This window comes from Pseudomonas sp. FSL R10-2189 (genome assembly GCF_009600325.1).
Classification (GTDB): Bacteria; Pseudomonadota; Gammaproteobacteria; order Pseudomonadales; family Pseudomonadaceae; genus Aquipseudomonas; species Aquipseudomonas helleri.
Genome location: NZ_WIVZ01000004.1, coordinates 18677 through 43116, shown reverse-complemented (window position 1 = coordinate 43116; position 24440 = coordinate 18677). Strand labels below are relative to the sequence as shown.

Below are 24440 nucleotides of genomic sequence, written 5' to 3'. Positions count from 1 at the left end.
ACGGTACTCGTAGCAACAGATACAGGGGCGTCGCCAAGCGGTAAGGCAGCAGGTTTTGATCCTGCCATGCGTTGGTTCGAATCCAGCCGCCCCTGCCATTTCTTATACTCATCCAGGTTACCCTCAGCCTTCAGGTACTGCGCGTGTCCAAGATGATGGTCTTTACGGGGAACGCTAACCCCGATCTGGCTCGGCGTGTCGTACGTCAGCTGCATATCCCTCTCGGTGACATTTCTGTCGGCAAGTTTTCCGACGGCGAGATTACCGCTGAGATCAATGAAAATGTTCGCGGTAAAGACGTTTTCATTATTCAGCCGACGTGTGCTCCGACCAACGATAACCTGATGGAACTCGTCGTGATGGCTGATGCCTTCCGCCGTTCCTCAGCAACTCGTATTACTGCTGTTATTCCTTACTTTGGTTATGCCCGTCAGGATCGCCGTCCGCGTTCCGCACGTGTGGCTATCAGCGCAAAAGTTGTTGCTGACATGCTTACCGTAGTCGGCATCGACCGTGTTCTCACGGTTGATTTGCATGCTGACCAAATTCAGGGTTTCTTCGATATTCCTGTAGATAACATCTACGGCTCCCCAGTATTGGTGGATGACATCGAAGATCAGCGCTTTGAGAACCTCATGATTGTGTCCCCGGATATCGGCGGCGTCGTGCGTGCACGTGCTGTTGCCAAATCCTTGGGCGTGGATCTGGGGATCATCGACAAACGCCGTGAGAAAGCCAATCACTCGGAAGTGATGCATATCATTGGTGATGTCGAAGGGCGTACCTGTATTTTGGTTGACGACATGGTCGATACCGCCGGCACTCTGTGCCACGCGGCTAAAGCCTTGAAAGAGCATGGCGCTGCCAAAGTGTTCGCCTACTGCACACACCCTGTGCTGTCGGGTCGGGCAATCGAGAATATCGAGAACTCTGTGCTGGACGAGCTGGTGGTGACTAACACCATCCCGCTGTCCGCCGCCGCACAAGCCTGTGCGCGTATCCGTCAACTGGATATCGCACCGGTTGTGGCTGAAGCGGTTCGCCGCATCAGCAACGAAGAATCGATCAGCGCGATGTTCCGATAAGGGCCCTGCCCTGCTCTGACATCCGTTGACGAAAAGCGCCCCGCCCCAACAGCCTGTTGGGGCGGGGCTTTTTTGCCCATACCGTCCATAGCGCTGGTCGCAAACGCTTGGTCGGATGTGGATATTTTGGAGATACAACATGAACGATTTTACTCTGAATGCTGAAGCGCGTTCCGACCTGGGGAAAGGTGCGAGCCGCCGCCTGCGTCGTCTCGCAAGCCTGGTTCCAGCTGTAGTTTACGGTGGCGAAAAAGCCCCTGAATCCATCAGCCTGCTGGCTAAAGAAATTGCCAAACTGCTCGAAAACGAAGCTGCTTACAGCCACGTTATCGAACTGACCGTTGGCGGCGTTAAGCAAAACGTGATCATCAAAGCTCTGCAACGTCACCCGGCTAAAGGCCACGTGATGCACGCTGACTTCGTACGCGTTGTTGCTGGTCAAAAGCTGACTGCAATCGTTCCAGTTCACTTTGTTGGTGAAGCTGCTCCGGTTAAGAAAGGCGGCGAGATCTCGCACGTTGTTGCGGAAATCGAAGTTTCCTGCCTGCCAAAAGACCTGCCTGAATTCATCGAAGTTGATCTGGCTAACGCCGAAATCGGCTCGATCATTCACCTGTCGGACATCACCGCTCCTAAAGGCGTTGAGTTCGTAGCTCTGGCACACGGTAACGACCTGGCAGTAGCCAACGTTCACGCTCCACGTGTTGCACCAGAAGCAGACGCTGAGTAATTCATTACTCTGTCGTTGGAGTTTTGAGAAACATCGCGAGCTAACACGCAGCGAGTAAAGCGGACAAGATCGCGAAGTTTACTCAGGTAAACCCGTTTTCTTGTCTGTTTTCGCCGCTACCGTTAGCGGCGATGTGATCCATAACTCTATAGAAGGGCCCTTGTCGTGACCGCCATAAAACTGATCGTTGGCCTGGGAAATCCAGGCACCGAATACGAACAGACCCGGCATAACGCAGGGGCCCTTTTTGTTGAGCGCCTCGCGGCGGCAAACGGGGTCAATCTCGTTGCCGATCGTAAATATTTTGGCCTGACCGGACGTTTCAGCCATCAGGGTCAGGATGTTCGTCTGTTGATTCCCACCACCTATATGAACCGAAGCGGCCAGGCCGTTGCGGCGCTTGCCGGTTTCTACCGCATCGCGCCAGAAGCCATATTGGTGGCCCACGACGAACTCGATCTCCCACCGGGTGTTGCCAAGCTCAAGCTGGGCGGCGGCCATGGAGGTCATAACGGCTTGCGTGACATCATTGCGCAACTGGGAAACAACAATAATTTCTACCGTCTGCGGCTCGGCATTGGCCACCCAGGCGTCGCGAGCATGGTGTCCAACTTTGTTCTGGGTCGTGCGCCACGCGCCGAGCAGGAAAAACTGGACGCCAGCATCGATTTTGCCCTCGGCGTGCTGCCGGATATCCTCGCCGGTGAATGGAACCGCGCGATGAAAAACCTGCACAGCCAGAAGGCCTGACTCTTTTTCCGAGGGGAAACACCATGGGATTCAACTGCGGCATCGTCGGCCTGCCTAACGTCGGCAAGTCCACCCTGTTCAACGCCCTGACCAAATCCGGCATTGCAGCGGAGAACTTCCCCTTCTGCACGATCGAGCCGAACACCGGTATCGTGCCGATGCCCGACCCACGTCTGGCAGCACTGGCCGAGATCGTTAAACCGAATCGCATCCTGCCGACCACTATGGAGTTCGTTGACATCGCTGGCCTGGTAGCCGGTGCATCGAAAGGCGAAGGTCTGGGCAACAAGTTCCTGGCCAACATCCGCGAGACCGATGCCATCGCTCACGTAGTGCGCTGCTTTGAAGACGAAAACGTGATCCACGTTTCCAACACTGTCGACCCTAAGCGTGACATTGAGATCATCGACCTTGAGCTGATCTTCGCCGACCTCGACAGCTGCGAAAAGCAACTGCAAAAAGTCGCACGCAACGCCAAAGGCGGTGACAAAGAAGCCGTTGCCCAAAAAGCCCTGCTGGAACAACTGATTGCCCACTTCACCCTGGGCAAGCCAGCACGCAGCCTGATCAAGAACATGGACGCCGATGAGAAGCAAATCATCAAGGGCTTCCACCTGCTGACCACCAAGCCGGTGATGTACATCGCCAACGTGGCCGAAGACGGTTTTGAAAACAACCCGCTGTTGGACGTGGTGAAAGCCATTGCCGAAGAAGAAGGCGCGACTGTTGTTCCTGTGTGCAACAAGATCGAAGCTGAAATTGCCGAGCTTGAAGACGGCGAAGAAAAGGACATGTTCCTTGAAGCTCTGGGCCTTGAAGAGCCAGGTCTGAACCGTGTGATCCGTGCCGGTTACGAAATGCTCAACCTGCAAACCTACTTCACCGCCGGCGTTCAAGAAGTACGCGCCTGGACCGTGAAAGTAGGCGCTACCGCTCCACAAGCGGCTGGCGTGATCCACACCGACTTCGAAAAAGGCTTTATCCGTGCCGAAGTCGTCGCCTACGAAGACTTCATCCAGTACAAGGGTGAAGCGGGCGCAAAAGAAGCCGGTAAATGGCGCCTGGAAGGCAAGGACTACATCGTTAAAGACGGCGACGTCCTGCACTTCCGCTTCAACGTGTAAACCAACACACGTCTAAAAAACCGCGCCCAGGCGCGGTTTTTTTTGGCCCGGGTTTTACCCCGACAAACACCGTGGCAAGCAAACAGTCTATGGTTAGCCCCAAGACCTAAAGGCTGACTGTGTAGGGAGTCGCAATGCTGTCCAAGGTGTTCTTCAACCGTTTCACCACTCCTCTTATTGAGCGAATCCAGTTTCGCTGGACCACGGCCTGGCGCGATGCCCTGGCCTCAGCCATCGCCGCTGCACTGGCGTGGATCCTCGCCAAGCACTTATTCGGCCACGTGCACCCGGTGTTTGCCGCCATCAGCGCGATTGTTTGTCTGGCGCCCGGCCTGCCCAGCCATGGCAAGCAAGCAGTCGGTTTAATGGTCGGCGTGGCCACCGGAATCATCATCGGTGAAGCCGCGCTGTGGTTACCAGATGGCTACCCGTTGCTGCGCATCGGCTTCGCTACGTTCTCGGCCATTGCCATTGCCGCGCTCTACGGCTTGGGCGCTGTCGTACCGATTCAGGCAGGCGTGTCAGCCGTATTGATGTTGGCGGTGGGCCCGGAGAGCGCAGGTTTTGTGCGCATGCTTGATGTGGTGGTGGGCGCCGGGGTGGGCTTGATGTTCAGCCAGATCCTGCTGACGCCCAACCCCATCGGCATCATTGATGACTCGGCCAAGGACTTGCTGGAGAAACTCGCCAAAGGCTTCGGCCAAAGCCTGACAGCCCTTGAAAAGAACGATGCAAAAAGCGCACAGCACGCGGTGTTTATTTTCTCGGGTGCTCACGACAGCCTCATCACCCTGGAGAACGGCATTGCCAGTGCGCGCAATACCGCACGCTGGACGTTGCGCGGCCGGTTTGCCTCGCGTGAAGTCAAAGACATAGCCAGCCGTTACGAGCGACACGCCGTGCGCTTGTACGCCAGCGCCCTGCTGTTCTCTGAGGCCTTCGCGGACGCCATGCGCAAAGAACAGGGCTCGCCACCCGCCGCGCTGCACGAACGGCTGGCCAGCGTCGCCTCAGGCTGTGCAGCGATTGCCGGCGATACAGAGAAACCGGTGTTGGCCGCCTATGACGACCAACAGGTTGAAGCGGTGTCCGCGCCGTGGCAAATCTGCCTGCAGCATTTGAGCACCGTCGAAAGCGCGCTGCAGAGTTTTAGTGCCAGCGCGCAAAACACGTAGTCGCTGCCGAGGTACGAGGGCTGCGATGGGGTGCGCAGCGCCCCTGAATGGCGGTCCTTCGGCCCGCATCGCAGCCTTCGTACCTCGACAGCGGCTACAGCAATCAGCCCTTTTTGGTGCGCGGCAAAAAGATCGCCAGCACGCCAAACAGTGGCAGGTACGAGCACAGCTTATAGACGTATTCGATACCGTGAATGTCGGCCAAATGCCCCAGCAACGCCGCACCAATCCCGCCAAAGCCGAACATCAAGCCAAAAAAGATACCGGCAATCATACCCACGTTGCCCGGCACCAATTCTTGGGCATACACCACAATCGCCGAGAACGCCGACGCCAGAATAAAACCGATGACCACGCTGAGGACGCTGGTCCAGAACAGATCGGCATACGGCAGCAGCAAGGTGAACGGCGCGACACCCAGGATCGAGAACCAGATCACCGCCTTACGCCCGATGCGGTCACCAATCGGGCCGCCAAAGAACGTGCCCGCCGCCACCGCCCCCAGGAACAGAAACAGATACATCTGCGAGTTGGCGATGGAGACGTCGAATTTCTGAATCAGGAAGAAGGTGTAATAGCTGGTGAGGCTGGCCATGTAGAAGTACTTGGAGAACACCAGCAGCCCCAACACCACCAGCGCGCCCAGCACACGCCGACTGGACAAACCGTGCGCGGCCTTCTGCCCGGCCTTGAGCTTGAACAGGCTCAAGTGCGTGCGGTACCAGCGGCTGATCACATACAGCAGCCCTACCGCGAACAGCGCAAACAACCCGAACCAGGCCACATTACCCTGCCCATAGGGAATGATGATGGCGGCGGCCAGCAACGGCCCGAACGCCGACCCTGCGTTACCGCCCACCTGAAACGTCGACTGAGCAAACCCGTAACGCCCGCCCGACGCCAGCCGCGCCACCCGCGAGGCCTCGGGGTGAAACGTCGAAGAACCGATGCCGACCAACGCAGCGGCCAGCAAAATCAAAGGAAAACTACCGACCTGAGACAACATTAAAATCCCGATCAGCGTACACACCATGCCGCATGGCAATAACAGCGGGTTGGGATGACGGTCGGTGTAATAACCCACCCAGGGCTGCAGCAGCGACGCGGTGAGTTGAAAAGTCAGGGTAATCAGACCGATCTGCGTGAAGGTCAGATCGTATTTATCCTTGAGCAACGGATAGATCGACGGTAACACCGCCTGGATCAAGTCATTGATCAAATGCGCCAGCGCCACGGCCCCGATAATACGCAGGACTAACGGGCTGGCTTGAGGCATTTGAAGGTCTGGCGTTGATTTTATTGGAGTGTCGCTAATAGCCATAAGGGTTTCCAGGCAACAGATGAATGCACGTGCAAGTGAGCCAATGTGCCACTTTTTAACAAGATATTGCCATCCGAACCCCGAGAAACCTTAAGCGTTTGATAGCGCAGAGAAAATTTTCAGATATTTGCTTGACACACCCCCCTTACGAGGGAATAATGCGCGCCATCGGCTACATAGCTCAGTTGGTTAGAGCATAGCATTCATAATGCTGGGGTCCGGGGTTCAAGTCCCTGTGTAGCCACCAAACACCGGTTTCACCACATCGCAAGATGAAATGAAACCAACGAGAAAGCCCGCCTAGTGCGGGCTTTTTTGTGCCTGTCGATAAATTGCCCAGTAGCCGCTGACGAGAAACGAAGGCTGCGATGGGTTGCGCAGCGACCCCGCTTTTGAAGGTCCTGCGGCCCTTATCGCAGCCTGCGGCAGCGGCTACAGAGGACTGGTCAAGCCTTAAAAATCAGCCATTTCGTACGACGCTTCCCTTTCAATCCGCTGAAACATCCTAGAAACTTCCGTTTGCTTGTGCCTGAGCATTTCGGGGAATAGTCTCGGCCCATCGCTGCAAAACAGCGGTCGGGTTTAGTCGCCCGTGTTCCCTAGGCGCAAGGCGCCACCTCCGCGAGGCGCTTTTTCTTGGCCTGCGTTTTATGGTGGCCGTGCGCAGGGCGCCCATGTGGCGCGCCGGGTTCCTAGGTGACCGGTCGACTAACCTGCGCATGGCTGCCACCCATTCGTTTAGTCGCGACAAGTGACAGCTCCTTAAACACCCTAGGAGTTGTAACAATGAAAAAGCTGGTTCCAGATCCACCCGCCCTCCCCCTGCAAACTGCTGCTCAGTGCGATGCATCGTCGTTAGACCGCGCCGCCACCGATCGCGCCCTCGATTACTACCTGCTTAACCATAAGCCTCCACGGCACGTGGATCAGGCCACGTATGCCATACCCGACAGCGTCAATTTAGAAGCGGCTTTGGCCCAAGCGTCAGACTTGTTGCGCTGCGCGGGCGCTTCGGCGAGTGAGGCGGGGAATGGCTTGAGCGGGCATTCGCGCAGTTTGGTGTTGTCCTGCATGCACCTTGTGGAGCTGGCCAAGGCGTATGTGGACAAATCGCTGGATGGTGTGACGACGCACTAAAGCAGCACGCGCCTGAGTGCAAGCAGGCGCGTCACCGTTTAAGGCTGGAGCGATACCGCACTTAAGCGGGGCGAAGCGCGCTCAAATCCAGGCGGCCGTCTTTAAGCGGCGGGCACCAGTAGTAACCACCGTTCAACGGGCGGCTGAAGCTGTAGAGGGCGTCTACAATGCCGTCTTCCATGCCGCTCATGCGGCGCAGTTGAACTTCAAACGCGTTCAAGGTGCGGCTGAACGAGACGAACATCAGCCCCGATTTGCCGTTTTCAATCCAGGGCATGGAACGGCGTACGGTGAAGGCCTCAGGCGAGAAGCTTTCTTGGGCAGTGCGTTTGACGTGGGCCGATTCCGGCGCGTCGTCCAGTTCTTCGTTGTCGCTTTTACGGCGGCCAATCATGTTGTCCTGTTCGGCCTGCGGGCGGGCGGCAAAGCCATTGAGGTCGTGTTGCCACTGTTGCACGGCAACAAACACGCCGCCGTCCAGCCCCGGACCTGCATTGGTGACGATGGCCGCATCTACGGCTGCTTCGTCCACCGGGTTCTCGGTGCCGTCTTCATAGCCGGTGAGGTCGCGGTCGGTGTTGTAGAGGAAGCCTTCGGTCACTTGCAGCAGGTTGAGCGCAGGCGCCAGCGCCGTTTCAATGGCCTGGCTGCGGTGTAACAGCTCGCCGCGATCATCGCCCCACAACCACAACCACAGGGCGTGTTGGGTCGACGGGTTTTCAACCACGGCATTGAGTGCGGGGAAGACGCGCAGCCCCGGCACTTTTGCGCCCAAGGCCAGTACCAGCGGTGAACCCAAGCCTGCTACCACGCTTTTGCCGTCTACCCACTGCGACAAGGTGTCGAGTGCAGCCGGCAGTGCTTCTACAGACTTGAGGGCGAAAAACATATAGCGCGCCTGCGGCGGCACGGGTTTGGCGAGGATGCCGGGCTGGTAAAGACTCATAGAAACTCCTTCAGGAAAGCCTGGAGTTTACGCCTCACCAGCGACTTTTCGGACACCAAAGGGTTATTTTTGTTGGCCCACGCCCTACGTAGATCAAGTCTTAGGCTGATAGCTGATTAGCAAATCGCCCTACGACATCTACTACCTTTTTCGCGCCATCCTGAATTTCGACAATCACCGTGCCGGCTTCCGCGGCCAGAGACAGGCCCTCTTCGGCTTGCCGTTTGCCGTCGGCAATCAACGCCACGGCATGGCTTGCCATGTCTTGGTTCTTACGCACCACAGAGATGATTTCTTCGGTGGCCTTGCTGGTGCGCGAAGCCAGTTGGCGCACTTCATCGGCCACCACGGCAAAGCCGCGCCCTTGCTCACCCGCGCGGGCGGCTTCAATCGCGGCGTTAAGCGCCAGCAAGTTGGTTTGCTCGGCAATCGCGCTGATGGTTTTGACGATGCTGCCAATGACCTGCGACTGATCGTTCAGTGCTTCGATGCCATCGCCTGCTTGCTGCATGTGCTTGGCCAGCTCACGCATCACATCGACCGCTTGTGTCACGACGATGGTCCCGCGTTGAGCGCTGTTGTCGGTGTGCAACGAGGTGCTGTAGGCAATCCCCGCCGCCTCGGACACGGCTTGCTCCTGCTGCACTTGGTCGGTGATGACGGTGGCGAATTTCACCACTTTATAAAGGTTGTCATTGGCGTCGCGCACCGGGTTGTAGGAAACCTCAAGCCAGACTTCACGCCCCTGGCTATCAATACGCTTAAAACGATCGGCAACAAACTCCCCCGCGTTCAAGCGCTTCCAGAAGACTTCATATTCAGCGCTGCTCTGCTCTTGGGAGGTACAGAACATACGATGATGCCGACCCTGAATCTGCGCCAGCGAGTAACCCATGCCCCGCAGGAAACGGTCGTTGGCCGTGAGCACTTCACCCTTGAGATTGAACTCGATAACGGCGGTTGAACGCATCAGCGCGTCCATCAGGTTTTCGTGGTCACGCGAGGCTTCTATGGTGCGAGTCAGGTCGCTGGAAAAAATCGAGATGCGCATAATCTGACCGCTGGAGTTGCGCACCGGCTGCATGATTGAGCGCAGCCAGGCTTCCTGCCCATTGCCCCGGAGCAAACGCACGGTACCGCTGTAATGCTCACCACGGTTCATGGCATTTTTAAAACGCAGATGATGCTCGTCATGCTTTAAATGAGCCGGCACCAACTCATCAATATGCCGCCCCAGGAGCTGGCTGCCCGAGTAGTTCATGTCGTGAGTGAAGTTGCCATTGACCGACTCGACCCGCCCATCAGGGTCCAGGCTCATGCAGAGCATTTCGCTCTCCAGGCTGTCTTTGATTTGCTGAATTGAGGACAGTTCTTCGCGAAGAGCTGACAGCTCCTGTTTCAAGCGTTTGTTAAACATGGGGGATACCAAGAGATAGGAAGCGCGTGATAGAGGCATCGGCTTTCGCCTGCGTTTCTAAAGGCTTCCTGACGAGCGGTCATGTGCTGAAAAAGCTGAACAAATCGGCTGCTTGCCATGGGTACTGTAACGCGATTGTGGGAGCTGGTTTACCAGCGATTCAGGCGACTCGATCGCTCAGAAAAACCGAGTTGATACTATCGCTGGCAAGCCGGCTCCCACTTGCATGTGTAACGGTTTAAACAGGTTTTACCGGGAGCAGGCGGTATTGCGGTGGCAGTTGGTCCAGACCACTGATGGTGGTATCGAGGCTTTTCCAGCGGGCGTCTTTAATGCCGTAGATGCAACCGTGAACCGAGAGCTTTTGCCCGCGATGCCAGGCGTTTTGCACAATGTTGGTGTGCCCGACGTTGGCCACTTGCTGGATGACGTTCAGCTCGCACAGCGAGCACTTTTCTTACGCACACTTACACCGCCAAAGAAAGGCAAGTGTCTTTCATGAGAGCGCGCAGCGCGTGGCTGCGCGCGCAGGCTTTACACGTTACTTGGCTTTATCGCCGCAGTGGCAGCCGCTGGAGGTGCTGCACGCCTGGCCTTTGGGGTGATGGTCGGCACACGCCTGGCAGCAGTAGTGCTTGCCATCGCGCTCGATGCCGTGGCTACCGACTTTGCAGTTACAACTCGGACAATCACACGTGTGCTCTTTCATTTTCAACTCCATGTTGTCAGGTCGTTATCAAGCGACAGGCGTGCCGCTTACAAGCAATGACTGTAGACGCTGAGGCAGAGTTCAAAGGTCAGCCTATCGGAAAGCCGCCGAAATTCATTTACTGTACCCACCAGCCCAGCTGTAAACCGCGAGCCTGAGGGCTCGCAGTGAGATTGGGCATCCAATAATCATAAGAAAGACGAGGTATCCCCCATGGCCGCTGAGATGACCGACAGTCGCTCTGCCCGCTTTGCCCTGCGCTGCTCAAACTTTGCCGAACGCTGGTTCCCCGATTCCTGGGTGTTTGCCGCCGTTGCGGTGATTGTCGTGGCGCTCGCCACTCTGATGATGGGCGCCAAACCCACCGATGCCGCGATGGCGTTTGGTGACGGGTTCTGGAGCCTGATCCCCTTCACCATGCAAATGGCATTCGTGGTGATTGGTGGTTACGTGGTCGCCAGTTCGCCACCCGCAGTGAAGTTGATCGACAAACTCGCCAAGGTGCCGAAAAACGGTCGCCAGGCCGTGTGCTGGGTGGCGTTGATTTCAATGGTTGCCTCGTTGCTCAACTGGGGCTTGTCGCTGGTGTTTGGCGGGCTGCTGGTGCGCGCCCTGGCCAGGCGCACCAACTTGCGCATGGACTATCGCGCAGCCGGGGCTGCTGCCTACTTGGGGCTGGGCGCGGTGTGGGCGCTGGGCTTGTCGTCGTCGGCGGCGCAGTTGCAGGCCAACCCGGCCAGCTTGCCGCCGTCGATTCTGGCGATCACCGGGGTGATCCCGTTCACGGAGACAATCTTTTTATGGCAGTCGGGTGTGTTACTGGCAGCGCTGGTGGTGGTGTCGTTGATCGTGGCGTACGCCACCGCACCCGGCCCGGATTCGGCACGTGATGCCGCCGCGTGTGGAGTTGACCCGAGTTTTAACACGCCAAAACTGCCACCACGTACGCGTCCCGGCGAGTGGCTGGAATACAGCCCGCTGCTGACGATTTTGCTGGTGCTGTTGGCCGCCGGCTGGTTGTATCACGAGTTTTCGACCAAACCTGCGATCAACGCCATTTCGGGCCTGAACACCTACAACTTTTTGTTCCTGATGCTCGGCGCCCTGCTGCACTGGCGCCCGCGCAGCTTTCTGAATGCCGTGGCCAGCGCCGTGCCGACCACCACCGGGGTGATGATCCAGTTCCCGCTGTACGGCTCGATTGCTGCGCTGATGACCGTGGTCAAAGGCGTGGACGGGCAAACCCTGGCGCACCACATCTCGACCTTCTTCGTACAAATCGCCTCCCATGACACCTATGCGGTGCTGATGGGTGTGTACTCGGCAATCTTGGGCTTCTTTATTCCGTCGGGCGGCGGCAAATGGATTATTGAGGCGCCCTACGTGATGCAAGTCGCCAATGACCTGCAATACCACTTGGGCTGGGCAGTGCAGATCTACAACGCGGCCGAAGCCTTGCCGAACCTGATCAACCCGTTCTACATGCTGCCGCTGTTGGGCGTGCTGGGGCTGAAGGCGCGAGACTTGATCGGTTTTTCGTTTGTGCAGTTGCTGGTGCATACACCGCTGGTGCTGTTCTTGCTGTGGGCGCTGGGCACGACGTTGGTGTATGTCGCGCCCGTGATGCCTTAGCGGTAGACGCGAGCTTGTCTCGCGGTCTTTTGGAAGGTCAAAAGATCGCGAGGCAAGCTCGCTCCTACAGGGGAGCGGTGTTATGTCGGGGTTAGCGGGCGCAGGCGGTATTGCGGTGGCAGTTGGTCCAGACCGCTGATGGTGGTGTCGAGGCTTTTCCAGCGGCCGTCTTTAATGCCGTAGATGCAACCGTGAACCGAGAGCTTTTGCCCACGATGCCAGGCGTTTTGCACAATGTTGGTATGCCCGACGTTGGCCACTTGCTGGATGACGTTCAGCTCGCACAGACGGTCAACGCGTTCTTCTTCAGTGGGCAATTTTGCCAATACTTCGCGGTTTTCGTAGTACAGGTCGCGAATCGAGCGCAACCAGCCGTCAATCAGGCCATATTGCTGGTTCTGCATCGATGCACGCACCCCGCCACAGCCGTAGTGGCCGGTGACCAGAATGTGTTTGACCTTCAATACATCCACCGCGTACTGGATCACGGACAGGCAATTGAGGTCGGTGTGCAGCACGACGTTGGCCACGTTACGGTGCACAAACAGGTCACCGGGCAGCATGCCGACGATCTCGTTGGCGGGTACGCGGGCATCCGAACAACCAATCCACAGGTATTCCGGCGTTTGCTGGCGGGCCAACTTGGCGAAGAAATCAGGATCTTCCTGCTTGATCGCATCGGCCCAGCGCTCGTTGTTATCAATCAGATCTTGTAGTTCGTTCATGCGGTAAACCCTCGAGAGTTGATGCGCAAACTATGACTGCGGACCGCTGGTCGGGGTCACGTTAATCTGCGCTTTTATCCGCCGGTCCGTTGGGTGGAATCTTAAACCGTGGCTACAGTCCATCGTATTAAGCAGCCACAGTATGAGGAATGACCATGTCTGATTCACGTCGCCCGTATGGAGCAGAAGAACCCGCAGAGATTGATGACCTCGAAGACCGTTCGGGCTCGGTTGAGCCGTTGAACTTTGAGGATGATGATGAGGATCACGAGAGCATCAGCGATCTGTTTACCGACGAAGAGCGCGCCCTGCATGTCGCCGGAAAACCTGCGCGCAAGGCCCGGCTGAGCGGCGGCGCGTTGCCCGATGAAGACCTGGACGCCGGGTTTGACGACGATGATCTGGAGCAGGAGATGCTCATTCGTGAAGACGGCGCCCGCGATGCCAAAGAGGCCGCAGAAGGCGATGATGACGCGGCGGATCAGGAATTACGCGTAGTCGATGAAGACGACATCGGCGCTGGCAGAGGGCTGGATGAAGCAGAACTGGCGGATATTGATCCGGTGGGGCGTAAACGTTGAAAGCCCCTCACCCTAACCCTCTCCCGGAGGGAGAGGGGATTGATTGGGGGATGCTGAATAACATCCGCAACCTGAATTCTTGTGCTGACCTGAGAGTATCTCGGTAAAGCACCCTCTCCCTCCGGGAGAGGGTTTATTCAGTCCACCAACGTACAAGCCATGACCACCGCGTCTTCACGCCCGCCCACGGCCGGGTAGTAGTCGCGGCGGCGGCCGATTTCGTTGAAGCCGTAGCGCTCGTACAGCTTGAAGGCGGCCGTGTTGCTGTCACGCAGTTCGAGGAAGCATTCGCGGGCTTCATGCTGGTAGGCAATAGACATCAGGTGCTCAAGCAATTTGAGCCCCAGGCCACGGCCCTGGTTTTCTGGCTTGACGGTGATGTTGAGCAGGTGTGCTTCATCCAGAATGATTTGCACCACGCCGTGCCCCACTTGTTGCTCGCCTTCGAACATCAGCCAGATGTGGTATTTGCCCAAACCGTCGAGAAAGATCCCACGGGTCCACGGGTGGGTGAACGCCGCGTATTCAACTTTTAAAACCGCATCAAGGTCCGCTTCGATCATCGGGCGGAAGGTTACTGCGTCACTCATCGTTTTGTTTCCAGCGCGACATCAGCCTGCGCATGGCTTGCCACACATCCGCTTTGCGGTGCGGCTCTTCCATTAAGAGTTCCAGGCCCGGCAGCGCCCATGCGCTACCCAGCCCTTCGATTTCAAGTTCGGTGTTGAAGGCTTCAGCGTTCGCTTCGCTGGCAAAACGCACAGCCGGCAGGCCGATCAGCCATAAGCAAGCGCATTCGGCTTCTTCAAGGCGGGCCATGACAAAACCCTGCACAAACTGACGCGCCGCCTCTGGGCCCTGGTCGACATTGCCGCGCCTGAGCAGCGGCCAACGGACTGGCTCGCCAACGATTTGCGGGCTGTCAGGCAAACCGGCAGCTCGCAACATATCTTTTAACAATAAATAAGCCGGGTCGCGGCTCTGGAATGCGCCGCCTGTGGGTAACTCCACCAGCACCAGGCAACGCCCCGCCCGGAGCAACTGCAAGGCAAAACGCGGCGGCGCCACCGCGGCGGCTTTTACCGGCGCCGGGGCCGCTTCGGCTTCCACCACCGGTTTGCTGGCAGGTCGCGGGGTGACCGATGGCCGTGGCACTTCGATTTTAGGCCGTTCAGCGGGCTTGCTCGGCGCAGCCGCAGGCTTGACCACAGGCCGGATGACTTCAGGTGCGGCAGGCGGTTCGGGGAGCACCAGCAGTTCGGGCCGCGAAGGGGCGGCAAACGGCAGCTCTGTGCGCGGTACCCAACTGACCACTTGCATGGCAGTCAAATAAGCGCGGCGGCGGGACTCGTTCAACAAGGGTCGGCCATCTGTGGATAACTAAAGAGCAGCGATTCTACCGCCCTTCTGCCCTTCTCGCCCGCCTCTGATCGCCAAGTAATGACTCAAACCCGTGTTGCAGTACAATCGCGACCTTTCATTGGCAATCGACCGGCCCTCCCATGATCGAACCCAAGCGCGTTTTACGTGCCCTCGCCGAACACTGGGCACTCCTTGAGCCTTTGTGTGAACACTTCGACCAAGGCACTTTGAGCCTGAGCGAGTTGCGCCTGCAACTGGCTGCCCAGCAACTGGACAGCACACCGCAAGACATCACCAACGTGCTCGACAGCTGGATCCGCCTGGACATTCTGGTGCCGGTGGCCAAGAGCCCGAACCGCTTTGAGCTGAACGCCCAAATCCACGACTTCCTCGCCTATCTGCGCCGCGAACACCGCCTCGGGCTGTGCCTGGAAATCGAAGCCTACCTGCGCCATCTGGAGCGCCTGGCCGGTTACATTCAGGACGCGTTCGACATTCGTGACGGTAACGATCTGGCGCGCCAGCTGCGTTTGCTCGACATGCGTGTGCGCGATGTTTTGAAGAAGCTCGCCAATGACGAACAGGCCCTGGTGGCGGTGGCCGAACGGGCCAAGACCAGCGACCGGCAGATCCCGCTGCGCCAGCGGTACGCCGAGGTGCTGGCGACGTGGGACGAATACGTCGAACCGATGATCCAACTGGTGAACGCTGACGGCGCTTTCGAACAAGGCGTACGTAAGGTCGAGAATGTACTGCTGCGCATGCTCAGCGAGCAGCAACGCCTCGGCCACCTGGTGGACGACGACATGCTGCTGCGCACCCATGCGCGGATCCTTGAGATGCAAACCAGCGCCCAGCTCACCTTGCGCCACGCCCGCGAACTGCTGTTGCCGCTGCGTGAGGAGGCGCGACGCCACAACGCGGTTACCCGTGGCGCCGCGCTGGCGCTGGCGGCCATACGCCGTAAAGGGCTGGACGCGGTGCCGCAAGCGGCGATGCCAATGTTTACTCGCCCGCAAAGCACCTTTTTGGGCAGCGCCAGCCAGGTTGAAGCCTATGTGTACGCGCTGGCCCGCTTTGAGCCCAAGCCGGCACGCTTCCCGAAAGCCCACAAGGCCCATCGCGGTGAAACGCCCAAGGCCCCGCGCACGGTCAAGGAAATGCTCGACCGTTGCAGCGACGCGCTGCCGATGCCCGATTTGATGAGCTGGCTACTGGCCCAAGAGCCCAACGGCGACACCGACGAATTGCTGTACTGGTTCTCGCGCCTGTCGCGCGAAAAACGTTTCGTGCGCGAACGCCTTGAGCGCCGCGATTACCACACCCACGAACATCTGGTCAGCCTGCGCTCCTTCGCCCTGCTTTCACGCAGCGATGACGCGAGCGAGACTTCTGCGAGCCCTCTCCATGCATCTTGATCTGTCTGAACTGTCCCATCTGGCGCCGATCTTTCGTGAGCTGTTCAAGGGTTATCACGTGAGCCGTCGCGACCCGGAGCTGTACGCGCAACTATCGAATTTTCAGGACCAGTACCGCGCCCTGTTCAAGGCCCTTGGCTTTGAACTGGTGTGTGACACCCGTGGTTTTTATTATTTCGTGCCCGACACCGCCATTGCCTCGGCGCAGGTCAACAAGACCGCGCAACGCCTGGCGTTGTTCACGTTTATCCTCGTCGAGCATTTGGCCGATCAGGGCCGCGACCCGATTGCCGTGCTCGATGGCGGCAGCCTGGGCCGTGATGAACTGCCCGCGCTGCTGGAAAAATACCGCGACCTGTTTGTGCAGGCCGAAGTCACCACCCAGGACGAGCTGGAAGAGAAGATCATGCGCCGCATGACCCAGCTCGGTTTTGCCAGCGAAGACAACGGCGTTTACCGTTTTCTGCCGCCGATGCATCGCTTTCTTGACGTGTGTTTGTCGGTGCAGCAAGACCGCGATCTGGCCGCCAGTCTGCACAGCATCTTGCCGCTGCCGACCCCGGTGCTGGTGGATGATGAAGCCGAGGTTGAGGAAGAAGACGAAGACGCGGCACTGGCCCGCGCCATTGCCGATGAGCAACAGGAGTTGGACGCATGAGCCAGGAACGCTACGGAATACGCCGCTTCGCCCTGCTGAATACCGCCGGTTACAGCTTGGGATTGTTCCCGCTGGAGCATCCGCTGTCGGTGTACGGGGCCAACAACCTCGGTAAATCAGCCTCGATCAACGCCTTGCAGTTCCCGATTCTGGCGCGCATGTCAGACATGAGCTTCGGCAAGTACAGCCTCGAACAATCGCGGCGCTTTTACTTCGCTTCCGACACCAGCTACATCCTCGTCGAAGTGTCGCTGCCCCACGGCCCGCATGTGATTGGCGTGGTGGGACGCGGCCCCGGTGGCGGTTTCGGTCACCAGTTTTTCGCCTATGCCGGCAAGCTCGACCTGGCCCATTACCAGAAAGAAGACACCTGCCTGCGGCAAAAAGAGCTGTTCAGCAACCTTGAGCGCAATGGCCTGAAAGCCTACGAACTCAAACCTGATGAGCTGCGCCGTTTGTTGGTCGGCGGGCACACGTCGATCCCGCTGGACCTGACGCTGATCCCACTGCGCTCCACCAGTGAGCAAAGCCTGAAAACGTTCCGCGCGCTGTTTATCAACCTATTGCACATGCGCGAAATTACCGCGGCCAAACTCAAGCAATTGTTTCTCGATGCGTTTGAGCACAGCCTGCGCTCCGGCAGCGTGGACTACATCGCCGCGTGTGAAGAAGCCTTCCGCGATGTGCGCCGCATGGAGCAGGATTACAACGCGCTGGTCGGTGCCGGGCCATTGGTCGAGTCGTTGGCCGCCGGTGTCCGCCAGCGCGATCTGCTGCGCGGCAAGCTGCATCGCCTGTCGCCGCTGCTCGACTCGCTGCTCGGCACGTGGCAGGACTACGCCGGGGCACGCAAGGATGAGTTGCTGATCCAGTCCGAGCACTACCGCAACGAACAAGACGCCCTGCAAAACGATCAGCGCAGCAGCACCCAGGAGCTGATGCGTCTGGAGCGCGAGATCACCGGCATTCAACGCTGGCTGGGCGAGTTGTCGGTGCTCAAGCACCGCTTTGCGCTGGTGGACGACGTGAAGGTGCTGGAGCAGCAACTGCTGGCCGCCAAAGACGCCCACGACGAGTTGGCCGGTGCCTTGGCGCAGTCGCGTCAGTTCAGTGCCGAAGACCTGGACGAACGTCTGCGCGATCTGGAAAAACGCCTCAAATCGGTCAAGCAACAGCTCGACCACGCCGACAACAACAGCTATGCCCGCCTTCGCGAAGAATTCTCGCAACAAGATGTTGAGCGCCTGATGCGCCTGTTCAACAGCGCCCTGTTCAGCCTGCCGCTGGGCGAGCAAGGGATTGCGCTGGATGACGGCGACGCCTGGGTCAAATCCCTGGAGGCGATCCTCGATGGCTTTAAAGGTGAACGCTTTGAAGCGCCGGGTTTGTCCATCGACCTCAGCCATATCGAGCCACCCGCCCTGCAAGCGCTGGCGGATCGCGCCGCCTTGCGCGACCAGAAAGAGCGTCTGGAAAAAGAACTCAAGCAACTGAAAACCCAGCAGGCGGTCACCTCGGACCGGGCGGCGAGCAAGTCCGAAGCCGAGTCGTTGTACCAGCAAGTGCTGGACGCGCAGAAGGCGCTGGAAGATTTCCGTCGTGCGCAAACCCTGGGCGCCGAAGAAGGCGAAAAACTGGAGCAGTTAGCCCAGGCCGAAGCCGCGCAAGATGAATTGAAGCGCTCCAGCGATGCCTTCACCGAGCGCGTGCAGCACCTGTCAGCCAAGCTGCAATTGGTCGGTCGGCAGATCGGTGACATGGAAGCCAAGCAGCGCACCCTCGATGACAGCCTGCGTCGGCGCCAGCTGTTGCCGGCCGACTTGCCGTTCGGTACGCCGTTCATGGACCCGGTCGACGACTCCATGGACAACTTGCTGCCGCTGCTCAATGACTACCAGGACACGTGGCAAAGCCTGCTGCGCTGCGACGGCCAGATCGAAGCGCTGTACGCGCAGGTGCGCTTGAAGGGTGTGGCCAAGTTCGACAGCGAAGACGACATGGAGCGCCGCCTGCAACTGTTGATCAACGCCTATGCGCACCGCAGCGAAGAAGCCCTGACGTTGGGCAAGGCGCGCCGTGCTGCCGTGACGGACATCGCCCGGACCCTGCGCAACATTCGCAGCGACTACGACAGCCTTGAACATCAACTGGCACTGTTCAACCGCGAGATTAACAAGCGCCAAGTGTCGAACCTGCAGAGTTTCCGGATTGTGCTGGCACCGAACAAAGAGGCGCTCAAGCACATCGACCAGATTATCCACAGCGCCGGGCAGTACGAAGAAGGCGAAACCTTGTCGGTGTTTGACCTCAGCCAAAGCGCCGAGCAAGACAACAAGAACGAAGAAGCCAAGGAATACCTGGCGCGTCTGGTGGCGGCCAACCACAACCAGTTGGGCCTCAAAGACCTGTTTGAGCTGGCGTTCGAGATCACCAAGGTTAACGGCCAGCCGGTGATTCACACCGACATCGACGGTGCGGCGTCCAACGGTACGACCATGACCATCAAGGCGCTGACCAACATGTATTTGTTGCTGCACTTGATGGATCGCGACCTGGCCGGGCGTATCCGTTTGCCGTATTACCTCGATGAAGCGGCAGACATTGACGAGAGAAACCAGACCGCGCTGCTGGAAACCAGTTTGCAGTTGGGCTTTGTGCCGATTCTGGCGAGTGTGAAGCCGCAGGTCTGTGCTCATGTGGCTATCGACCTGGAAGGCGGCAGCGGGCCTAACGGGATCTATATCGACGAGGATGACTGGAAGTACATCCGCCGCCATGACGACGTGACCAGCCCTGCGGCTGCCGAGCAGCAACTGGAGGACGTCACGGCAATCTGATGCAGGGGGTACAGGCTCGCGAGGCTCGCTTGACGTGCTTCGCGAGCCCTCTCGTTACTGCCCACTTCGCACACGCCTGCCGAAAAGAAATTTCAACTTTTCAGAAAATTCCTACCTTCATTTTGCATCGTGAGAAGCACACTCCCTTGTACCCCTGTCAGGCCCCAAACAGGAAGACTACGCAGAGGAGCACACGATGAACTCAGTCACACGTGGGCATGACCGTGCAAAGACGCCCGACGACCGGTCACTCATTGACGTGAATCTTTTAGACACCCTGCCGATAACGTGTTTGCCACTTAAAAAGAGGCAATAAGCCATTAGTCACGGCATGGGCCATCCTTTCTAAAAAGTGTTAAACCACTATTCCTTAGGATATTTCGCACATCGCTTCTGACAGCAAACCCGTTGGATAACTAACGGTTTGACGCCATTGAAAATAGAGTTGTTCATGGGTGTTTATGACCCGCATTTAATTCAACTCGAACATTGAGCGCTTGACTCCCAAGTTGTGACGACTGCCCCTACCGCCGCGACGACAAAAGCGCCCTCTTAACGTTGTAGGAATTATCATGCGTAAAGCTTTGATAGTAGACGATCATCCTTTTATTCGAAGGATCGTCAGGCTGGTACTGGAAAACGCCAACTTCCAGATTGCGGCTGAAACCGATAACGGTGCTACGGCACTGGATCTGGCACGCGAGCACTTGCCCCATCTGATCGTGCTGGACCTGTCGATGCCCAAGCTTGACGGGCTGGAGGTGCTTAAAAGGCTGCACATACTGGGACTCCCGATCAAAGTGTTAGTGCTGACCTCCAAAGGCTCAGCTTTTTTCGCAGACCGTTGTTTCAGGGCCGGCGCTATTGGTTTTATTGAAAAGACTGAAGATGTAGACGCCTTGACCAAGGCGATTAATGTGGTGATGAGCGGCCGGGTTTATTTAAATGATTGTGATGTCGAGCTGTCGCCCGAATACACAGACCAACAATTAATCAAAACACTCTCAGATCGCGAATTACGCACCCTTCAATATTTAGTATCCGGTTTTTCCAATAAAAAGATTTCACAAGTCATGCTACTGAGTGAGAAAACAGTCAGTACTTACAAGACGCGCGTCTTACAAAAACTCAATATCAAATCAGTGGTGTATCTGGCTGAATTTGCCAAGCGCAATAACTTAATCGAATGAAACAGGCCGTCTGGTTATTGACGTTATGCCTGACAACGGTGAGTCATGCCTCACCAAGCCCCCTGCACTTGCTTGCGCGATCACAGGCAGACATGCCTGCGCTCAAGCTCAGCGAGGGCGATATCCAATGGCTGCGAGCCAAACAGTCGCTGATTTTGGGCACGTCGGCGCCAGATAATGGCCCTTTCGATATGTCTACAGGCAGTGATTACTTCGAAGGTTTGACCGCCGATTATGCCGGGCTGCTCGCTCAGGCACTGAACCTTGAGATCAAGGTCAGGCGCTATGACTCCAGGGCGCAGGTGATCGAAGCGTTGAAAAATGATCAGATCGATCTGCTCGGCACCGCCAATGCCTTTGAAAGTGCCGATGATCAATTGGCACTCTCGTCCGCCTATGCTCTCGATACCCCCGTGCTGGTCTCGCGTACCGGCGACAGCAAAAGCAGCATCCCGCTGCCGGTGGGTCTGCGCCTGGCCATGTTTTATCACTACCAGCCCGTCACAGCGGTGAAGGCGCAGTATCCAGACGTGCAGTTACAGCTGTACGCCTCCCCCCTCGCGGCCCTCGGCGCCGTAGCGTTTGGCCAGGCCGACCTGTATTTGGGGGACGCCATCAGCGCCCACTACCTGATTAGCAAAAACTATCCGAATAACGTGTACATCCGGGACTTGGCCCTCCTTGAAGAGCAGTCGTTTTCGTTTGCCGTGCATCACCCCAACCCGCGCCTGCTGCGTCTGATCAATTCGGCGCTGGCGGCCATTCCTCCCGCCCACAACAATGCCATTCAGCATCGCTGGGGCGTCGGCACAATGAGCCTCGAGCGGCGTGGACCGTTGCAGCTCACCCCGTCTGAACAACGCTGGATCGAGGCCCATCCGCGCCTGAAAGTAGCGGTTTCCGAAGACTTCCTGCCGTTTACCTTTTTTAACGACCAAGGGGTTTTCAGTGGCCTGGCGGCCGACCTGCTGGCCAAGATCAGCCTGCGCACGGGGATTAAATTTGAATGGGTACGCAGCCAGTCCGTGCCGGACCTGATCGAGGATGTAAAGCTGGGGCGTGCCGACCTGATGCCAGCCTTCACCGCCAGCGCCAGCCGCGAACATGTTTTACGTTTTACCAAGCCCTATATTTCAACGCCCTTTGTGCTGGTGACCCGTCTGTTCACGGGCAGCCCGCAGACGCTGGATAAACTGGACGGCAAACGTGTTGCGCTGGTGATCGACAATAACGTCAGCACCTACCTGACACAGCACTATCCGGGTGTGCAATTGATTGCCGCACGCAACTCAGCGCTCGCGCTGGAAATGGCCAGCAGAGGCGACGTTCAAGGGGCTGTGATCAATCTGATCAGTGCGCGTTATCTGATCCAGCAGCACTACGCCACACAGTTAAAAATCAGCAGCACAGTGGGCATTGTGCCCGCCCAGTTTTCACTGGCGGTGAATGCGCAGGCAACCACGCTGCACGCGATTCTCGACAAGGCGCTGGCCAGTATTTCACCCGAAGAAATGGACACCCTGACCGCCCGCTGGCACAGCGCCGTGATGCTCGATAATCGCTTTTGGGCACGTCACCGTTCGGCGATCATGCGCATCTCAGCGGTGGTGATCGGGGTGTTGCTGGTCGCCATCGTGTGGATCTCTTACCTGCGCCGGGTGTTGCGCAAACGTGATCAGGCCGAGCGGGCCCTAAGCGATCAATTGGCGTTCATGCGTACGCTGATTGACGGCACGCCCCACCCCATCTACGTGCGCGACCGTCAGGGGCGGCTGTTGATTTGCAACGAAGGTTATCTGGATACGTTTGGTGCTGAACGCGAATCCATTGTCGGTAAAACCTTGCTCGAACATTCGCTAACGTCGAAGCGCCAACACATGGCCTACCACAGTGATTACATGCGGGTGATGCAGGAAGGCAAGCCGCTGGTTCGAGATCACCAGTTGGAACTGCCCAACACTCAGGTCCTGACTATTTACCACTGGATCCTGCCTTATCGCGGCAGTGACAATGAGGTGCTTGGCATCATTGGCGGCTGGATTGATATCAGCGAGCGCCAGCAGTTGGTTGAACAACTGCAGGAAGCCAAACAGCAGGCCGAGCAGGCCAATCTGGCCAAGAGTGATTTTCTGACCACCATGAGCCATGAGATCCGTACGCCCATGAACGCAATCATTGGATGGATTTGTAGAAATGTTTGACTGCCCTACTGCCAGGAATTTGAGGCTGAGAAATAACAAAACCGCCCTCGCGGACGGTTTGATAACAACGTTAGCTAAATATTTAATAACAACAAAAAACACCAGCTAAAATTAGCGTAACATTTAAAACTCCAATTACAAGGCTAAACAATAAAATAAAGTGATAGGATAATAAATATAACAAACATTAACACTAATGAAAATCAAAAAAAGAAATAATGTCGGGCTTACGCTAATTGAAGCCTTGATATGGTTTGCCATTTTTGCGGCAGTAGTAGCTGGGGTATTTGCGCTTTACTCTCAGTCAAGAAATTCGAGCAACGCCTCAACAGTTAACAAAGAGCTATCAACAATATTCTCCCAAACAGAACAGCTTTTTGCATCAGAAGATACTGCACAACTGACAACGGGCGGCAATAGATTAGCGATGAATCTTGGTATCTATCCAAGCAGCCTCAAGACAACAAAAGGAGGAGATAAAGTTCAAAACGTATTTGGCGGAGAAGTGAAAATTGATGGGCAAACCCCCAGTGGATTCTCCATTGAATATAAAAATATTCCAAAAGGCGAGGTTTGTGCAAATATCGTGAAATCTCAAAAGGCAGTAGGGTGGGATAGCGTCGGAACTGTGAAATATAATGATGGCTATAAGATATCCGATGTATCGACTTTCTGCGGATCAAACGGTAGCGGGGTCATTACTTTGAAATTTGCGAGAGACAATGCAAATGGTAGCACAACACCTTAATAATTCGTAATCAAACCGCCTAATAAGGCGGTTTTTATAAAACTTCGCGAAGTTGCCCCCCTATGGGGCCATTATCCCTGATATAGTAAAAGTGCAACTTTTGTCTCACGCACTATCCCTACCAGAATAAATACTTGACAAATTCTCATTCCGAGCCTAATGTTTTGTGAAAAATGGAGTGCGTCACAATGGATAAAGCAGACAATTACGAAGACGCGGTAGTTCAGCTCAATAATTCCATTCACGAGTTGGAAAGAGTCATTCTAACTGATCGGTTTGAAGGAGTGAAAATTTTAGAGTTTTTTCTTTCCTTCAACCCGGCAATATTTAATCAAGATGATTTGAGCCTTAAAATGGATGCGTGGAGGCCGTTGAATGCGCATTGCAAGGCACATGCTCGCCTGATTGTTGAGCAAAGCATGACCTTTGATATTCCTATCTGGAAAACCTATAGGGAAAAAATTCAAAAGGTTATAGACCGTAGAAGAGAGATATTTGGAGTTTGAGCGAGAATATTGGATTAGGAAGGGAAAACCCCTGCCAAGAAACTCCCCTACTGGGCTATTATCCCTGATATAGTTAAATTCCAACTTTAGTGCCAAATTCAAATTAATCTGCCTTGGATGGGCGGTTTTGTCTTTTTCGAAATTTATCTATTAATTTGGATAAGTCCTCGCCAAGACACTCCCCCTAC

General features: G+C 56.6%; 21 protein-coding genes, 2 tRNA genes and 3 pseudogenes. 17 read left to right on the top strand and 9 right to left on the bottom strand.

Translation table 11 applies throughout. The annotated features are described in order from the left end of the window. Nucleotides 1–23 precede the first annotated feature (23 nt). From GHO32_RS04590 to GHO32_RS04565, 6 genes are all read left to right on the top strand, one after another. Nucleotides 24–98: transfer RNA gene (locus tag GHO32_RS04590), tRNA-Gln, on the top strand. A 45-nt stretch (nt 99–143) separates the two neighbouring features. Further along, nucleotides 144–1085: a ribose-phosphate pyrophosphokinase gene (locus tag GHO32_RS04585; RefSeq protein WP_003171603.1), complete on the top strand. Its 942-nt coding sequence runs from the start codon at nt 144–146 to the stop codon at nt 1083–1085. Nucleotides 1086–1224: 139 nt separating this feature from the next. After that, a complete protein-coding gene (locus GHO32_RS04580; protein ID WP_153333381.1) occupies nt 1225–1815 on the top strand; it encodes a 50S ribosomal protein L25/general stress protein Ctc in 591 nt (196 codons plus the stop codon). 165 nt (nt 1816–1980) lie between these two features. Beyond that, the gene (pth, locus tag GHO32_RS04575) at nt 1981–2565 is read left to right on the top strand and encodes an aminoacyl-tRNA hydrolase (RefSeq protein ID WP_048368414.1); all 585 of its coding nucleotides are present in this window, start codon (nt 1981–1983) and stop codon (nt 2563–2565) included. A 23-nt stretch (nt 2566–2588) separates the two neighbouring features. Next, a complete protein-coding gene (gene ychF, locus GHO32_RS04570; RefSeq protein ID WP_048368415.1) occupies nt 2589–3689 on the top strand; it encodes a redox-regulated ATPase YchF in 1101 nt (366 codons plus the stop codon). A gap of 134 nt (nt 3690–3823) precedes the next feature. Continuing rightward, nucleotides 3824–4864 carry an aromatic acid exporter family protein gene (locus GHO32_RS04565; RefSeq protein ID WP_153333383.1) on the top strand — a complete coding sequence of 347 codons (1041 nt, stop codon included), beginning with the start codon at nt 3824–3826 and terminating at the stop codon, nt 4862–4864. Nucleotides 4865–4967: 103 nt separating this feature from the next. Here GHO32_RS04565 and GHO32_RS04560 read toward each other — a convergent pair whose 3' ends face one another. Beyond that, on the bottom strand, nt 4968–6140 hold the full coding sequence (locus tag GHO32_RS04560; RefSeq protein ID WP_153333385.1) for an MFS transporter: 1173 nt from the start codon (nt 6138–6140) through the stop codon (nt 4968–4970). A gap of 215 nt (nt 6141–6355) precedes the next feature. On the opposite strand from GHO32_RS04560, the gene GHO32_RS04555 reads away from it, so the two are divergent. Then, nucleotides 6356–6432 (top strand) — tRNA-Met (locus GHO32_RS04555). A 539-nt stretch (nt 6433–6971) separates the two neighbouring features. After that, a complete protein-coding gene (locus GHO32_RS04550) occupies nt 6972–7322 on the top strand; it encodes a DUF6124 family protein (protein WP_153333387.1) in 351 nt (116 codons plus the stop codon). Between the two features lie 61 nt (nt 7323–7383). Here GHO32_RS04550 and GHO32_RS04545 read toward each other — a convergent pair whose 3' ends face one another. The 5 genes and pseudogenes from GHO32_RS04545 to GHO32_RS04530 all read right to left on the bottom strand — a co-directional run bounded on the left by GHO32_RS04545 (nt 7384) and on the right by GHO32_RS04530 (nt 10394). Then, nucleotides 7384–8268, bottom strand: coding sequence for a Dyp-type peroxidase (locus tag GHO32_RS04545; RefSeq protein ID WP_048368431.1), 885 nt, complete (start codon nt 8266–8268; stop codon nt 7384–7386). 100 nt (nt 8269–8368) lie between these two features. Then, nucleotides 8369–8797: pseudogene (locus GHO32_RS27145) on the bottom strand (methyl-accepting chemotaxis protein); the annotation flags it as partial. A 111-nt stretch (nt 8798–8908) separates the two neighbouring features. Beyond that, nucleotides 8909–9586, bottom strand: a pseudogene (locus tag GHO32_RS27140) (PAS domain-containing protein); the annotation flags it as partial. Nucleotides 9587–9923: 337 nt separating this feature from the next. Next, nucleotides 9924–10130: pseudogene (locus GHO32_RS04535) on the bottom strand (carbonic anhydrase); the annotation flags it as partial. Nucleotides 10131–10226: 96 nt separating this feature from the next. Beyond that, nucleotides 10227–10394 (bottom strand): metallothionein, encoded by a 168-nt coding sequence (locus GHO32_RS04530; RefSeq protein ID WP_048368434.1) that lies wholly within the window; start codon nt 10392–10394, stop codon nt 10227–10229. Between the two features lie 213 nt (nt 10395–10607). On the opposite strand from GHO32_RS04530, the gene GHO32_RS04525 reads away from it, so the two are divergent. Further along, the gene (locus GHO32_RS04525) at nt 10608–12026 is read left to right on the top strand and encodes a short-chain fatty acid transporter (RefSeq protein WP_153333391.1); all 1419 of its coding nucleotides are present in this window, start codon (nt 10608–10610) and stop codon (nt 12024–12026) included. A gap of 80 nt (nt 12027–12106) precedes the next feature. Here the strand turns inward: GHO32_RS04525 and can are convergent, their stop codons facing one another. Then, nucleotides 12107–12751, bottom strand: a complete 645-nt coding sequence (gene can / locus GHO32_RS04520) for a carbonate dehydratase (protein ID WP_048391532.1) — start codon at nt 12749–12751, stop codon at nt 12107–12109. Between the two features lie 155 nt (nt 12752–12906). Between can and GHO32_RS04515 the strand changes: the two genes are divergently transcribed. Continuing rightward, complete coding sequence (locus GHO32_RS04515; protein WP_153333393.1) at nt 12907–13332, top strand: serine kinase/phosphatase; 426 nt, start codon at nt 12907–12909, stop codon at nt 13330–13332. Nucleotides 13333–13469: 137 nt separating this feature from the next. Here GHO32_RS04515 and rimI read toward each other — a convergent pair whose 3' ends face one another. Beyond that, nucleotides 13470–13922, bottom strand: a complete 453-nt coding sequence (gene rimI / locus GHO32_RS04510; RefSeq protein ID WP_153333395.1) for a ribosomal protein S18-alanine N-acetyltransferase — start codon at nt 13920–13922, stop codon at nt 13470–13472. Then, entirely contained in the window at nt 13915–14691 is a 777-nt protein-coding gene (locus GHO32_RS04505) for an SPOR domain-containing protein (protein ID WP_123749573.1), read from the bottom strand. Before GHO32_RS04505 ends, rimI begins: the two co-directional genes overlap by 8 nt. Nucleotides 14692–14834: 143 nt before the next feature. Between GHO32_RS04505 and mksB the strand changes: the two genes are divergently transcribed. From mksB to GHO32_RS04470, 7 genes are all read left to right on the top strand, one after another. Next, complete coding sequence (mksB, locus tag GHO32_RS04500) at nt 14835–16112, top strand: Mks condensin complex protein MksB (RefSeq protein ID WP_048368440.1); 1278 nt, start codon at nt 14835–14837, stop codon at nt 16110–16112. Further along, entirely contained in the window at nt 16102–16770 is a 669-nt protein-coding gene (mksE, locus tag GHO32_RS04495; protein WP_153336502.1) for an Mks condensin complex protein MksE, read from the top strand. The genes mksB and mksE overlap by 11 nt, the downstream gene beginning before the upstream one ends. Next, nucleotides 16767–19607 (top strand): Mks condensin complex protein MksF, encoded by a 2841-nt coding sequence (mksF, locus tag GHO32_RS04490; protein ID WP_153336503.1) that lies wholly within the window; start codon nt 16767–16769, stop codon nt 19605–19607. The genes mksE and mksF overlap by 4 nt, the downstream gene beginning before the upstream one ends. Nucleotides 19608–20179: 572 nt before the next feature. Continuing rightward, entirely contained in the window at nt 20180–20797 is a 618-nt protein-coding gene (locus tag GHO32_RS04485) for a response regulator transcription factor (protein WP_153336504.1), read from the top strand. 92 nt (nt 20798–20889) lie between these two features. After that, nucleotides 20890–22998, top strand: coding sequence for a transporter substrate-binding domain-containing protein (locus GHO32_RS04480; protein WP_218581158.1), 2109 nt, complete (start codon nt 20890–20892; stop codon nt 22996–22998). Between the two features lie 196 nt (nt 22999–23194). Next, nucleotides 23195–23746 (top strand): type 4 pilus major pilin, encoded by a 552-nt coding sequence (locus GHO32_RS04475; RefSeq protein ID WP_079744108.1) that lies wholly within the window; start codon nt 23195–23197, stop codon nt 23744–23746. Nucleotides 23747–23934: 188 nt separating this feature from the next. Further along, nucleotides 23935–24252 carry a hypothetical protein gene (locus GHO32_RS04470; RefSeq protein WP_057384159.1) on the top strand — a complete coding sequence of 106 codons (318 nt, stop codon included), beginning with the start codon at nt 23935–23937 and terminating at the stop codon, nt 24250–24252. The last annotated feature ends 188 nt before the right edge of the window (nt 24253–24440 follow it).

Excerpts from the sequence above, each read along its gene's own strand:
- GHO32_RS04545 (WP_048368431.1), bottom strand. The coding sequence starts at position 8,268 with ATGAGTCTTTACCAGCCCGGCATCCTCGCCAAACCCGTGCCGCCGCAG.
- GHO32_RS04525 (WP_153333391.1), top strand. The coding sequence starts at position 10,608 with ATGGCCGCTGAGATGACCGACAGTCGCTCTGCCCGCTTTGCCCTGCGC.
- GHO32_RS04580 (WP_153333381.1), top strand. The coding sequence starts at position 1,225 with ATGAACGATTTTACTCTGAATGCTGAAGCGCGTTCCGACCTGGGGAAA.
- mksF (WP_153336503.1), top strand. The coding sequence starts at position 16,767 with ATGAGCCAGGAACGCTACGGAATACGCCGCTTCGCCCTGCTGAATACC.
- GHO32_RS04560 (WP_153333385.1), bottom strand. The coding sequence starts at position 6,140 with ATGCCTCAAGCCAGCCCGTTAGTCCTGCGTATTATCGGGGCCGTGGCG.
- GHO32_RS04565 (WP_153333383.1), top strand. The coding sequence starts at position 3,824 with ATGCTGTCCAAGGTGTTCTTCAACCGTTTCACCACTCCTCTTATTGAG.
- GHO32_RS04550 (WP_153333387.1), top strand. The coding sequence starts at position 6,972 with ATGAAAAAGCTGGTTCCAGATCCACCCGCCCTCCCCCTGCAAACTGCT.
- GHO32_RS04475 (WP_079744108.1), top strand. The coding sequence starts at position 23,195 with ATGAAAATCAAAAAAAGAAATAATGTCGGGCTTACGCTAATTGAAGCC.
- GHO32_RS04515 (WP_153333393.1), top strand. The coding sequence starts at position 12,907 with ATGTCTGATTCACGTCGCCCGTATGGAGCAGAAGAACCCGCAGAGATT.
- rimI (WP_153333395.1), bottom strand. The coding sequence starts at position 13,922 with ATGAGTGACGCAGTAACCTTCCGCCCGATGATCGAAGCGGACCTTGAT.
- GHO32_RS04485 (WP_153336504.1), top strand. The coding sequence starts at position 20,180 with ATGCGTAAAGCTTTGATAGTAGACGATCATCCTTTTATTCGAAGGATC.
- GHO32_RS04480 (WP_218581158.1), top strand. The coding sequence starts at position 20,890 with ATGCCTGCGCTCAAGCTCAGCGAGGGCGATATCCAATGGCTGCGAGCC.
- mksB (WP_048368440.1), top strand. The coding sequence starts at position 14,835 with ATGATCGAACCCAAGCGCGTTTTACGTGCCCTCGCCGAACACTGGGCA.
- mksE (WP_153336502.1), top strand. The coding sequence starts at position 16,102 with ATGCATCTTGATCTGTCTGAACTGTCCCATCTGGCGCCGATCTTTCGT.
- ychF (WP_048368415.1), top strand. The coding sequence starts at position 2,589 with ATGGGATTCAACTGCGGCATCGTCGGCCTGCCTAACGTCGGCAAGTCC.
- GHO32_RS04530 (WP_048368434.1), bottom strand. The coding sequence starts at position 10,394 with ATGAAAGAGCACACGTGTGATTGTCCGAGTTGTAACTGCAAAGTCGGT.
- can (WP_048391532.1), bottom strand. The coding sequence starts at position 12,751 with ATGAACGAACTACAAGATCTGATTGATAACAACGAGCGCTGGGCCGAT.
- GHO32_RS04470 (WP_057384159.1), top strand. The coding sequence starts at position 23,935 with ATGGATAAAGCAGACAATTACGAAGACGCGGTAGTTCAGCTCAATAAT.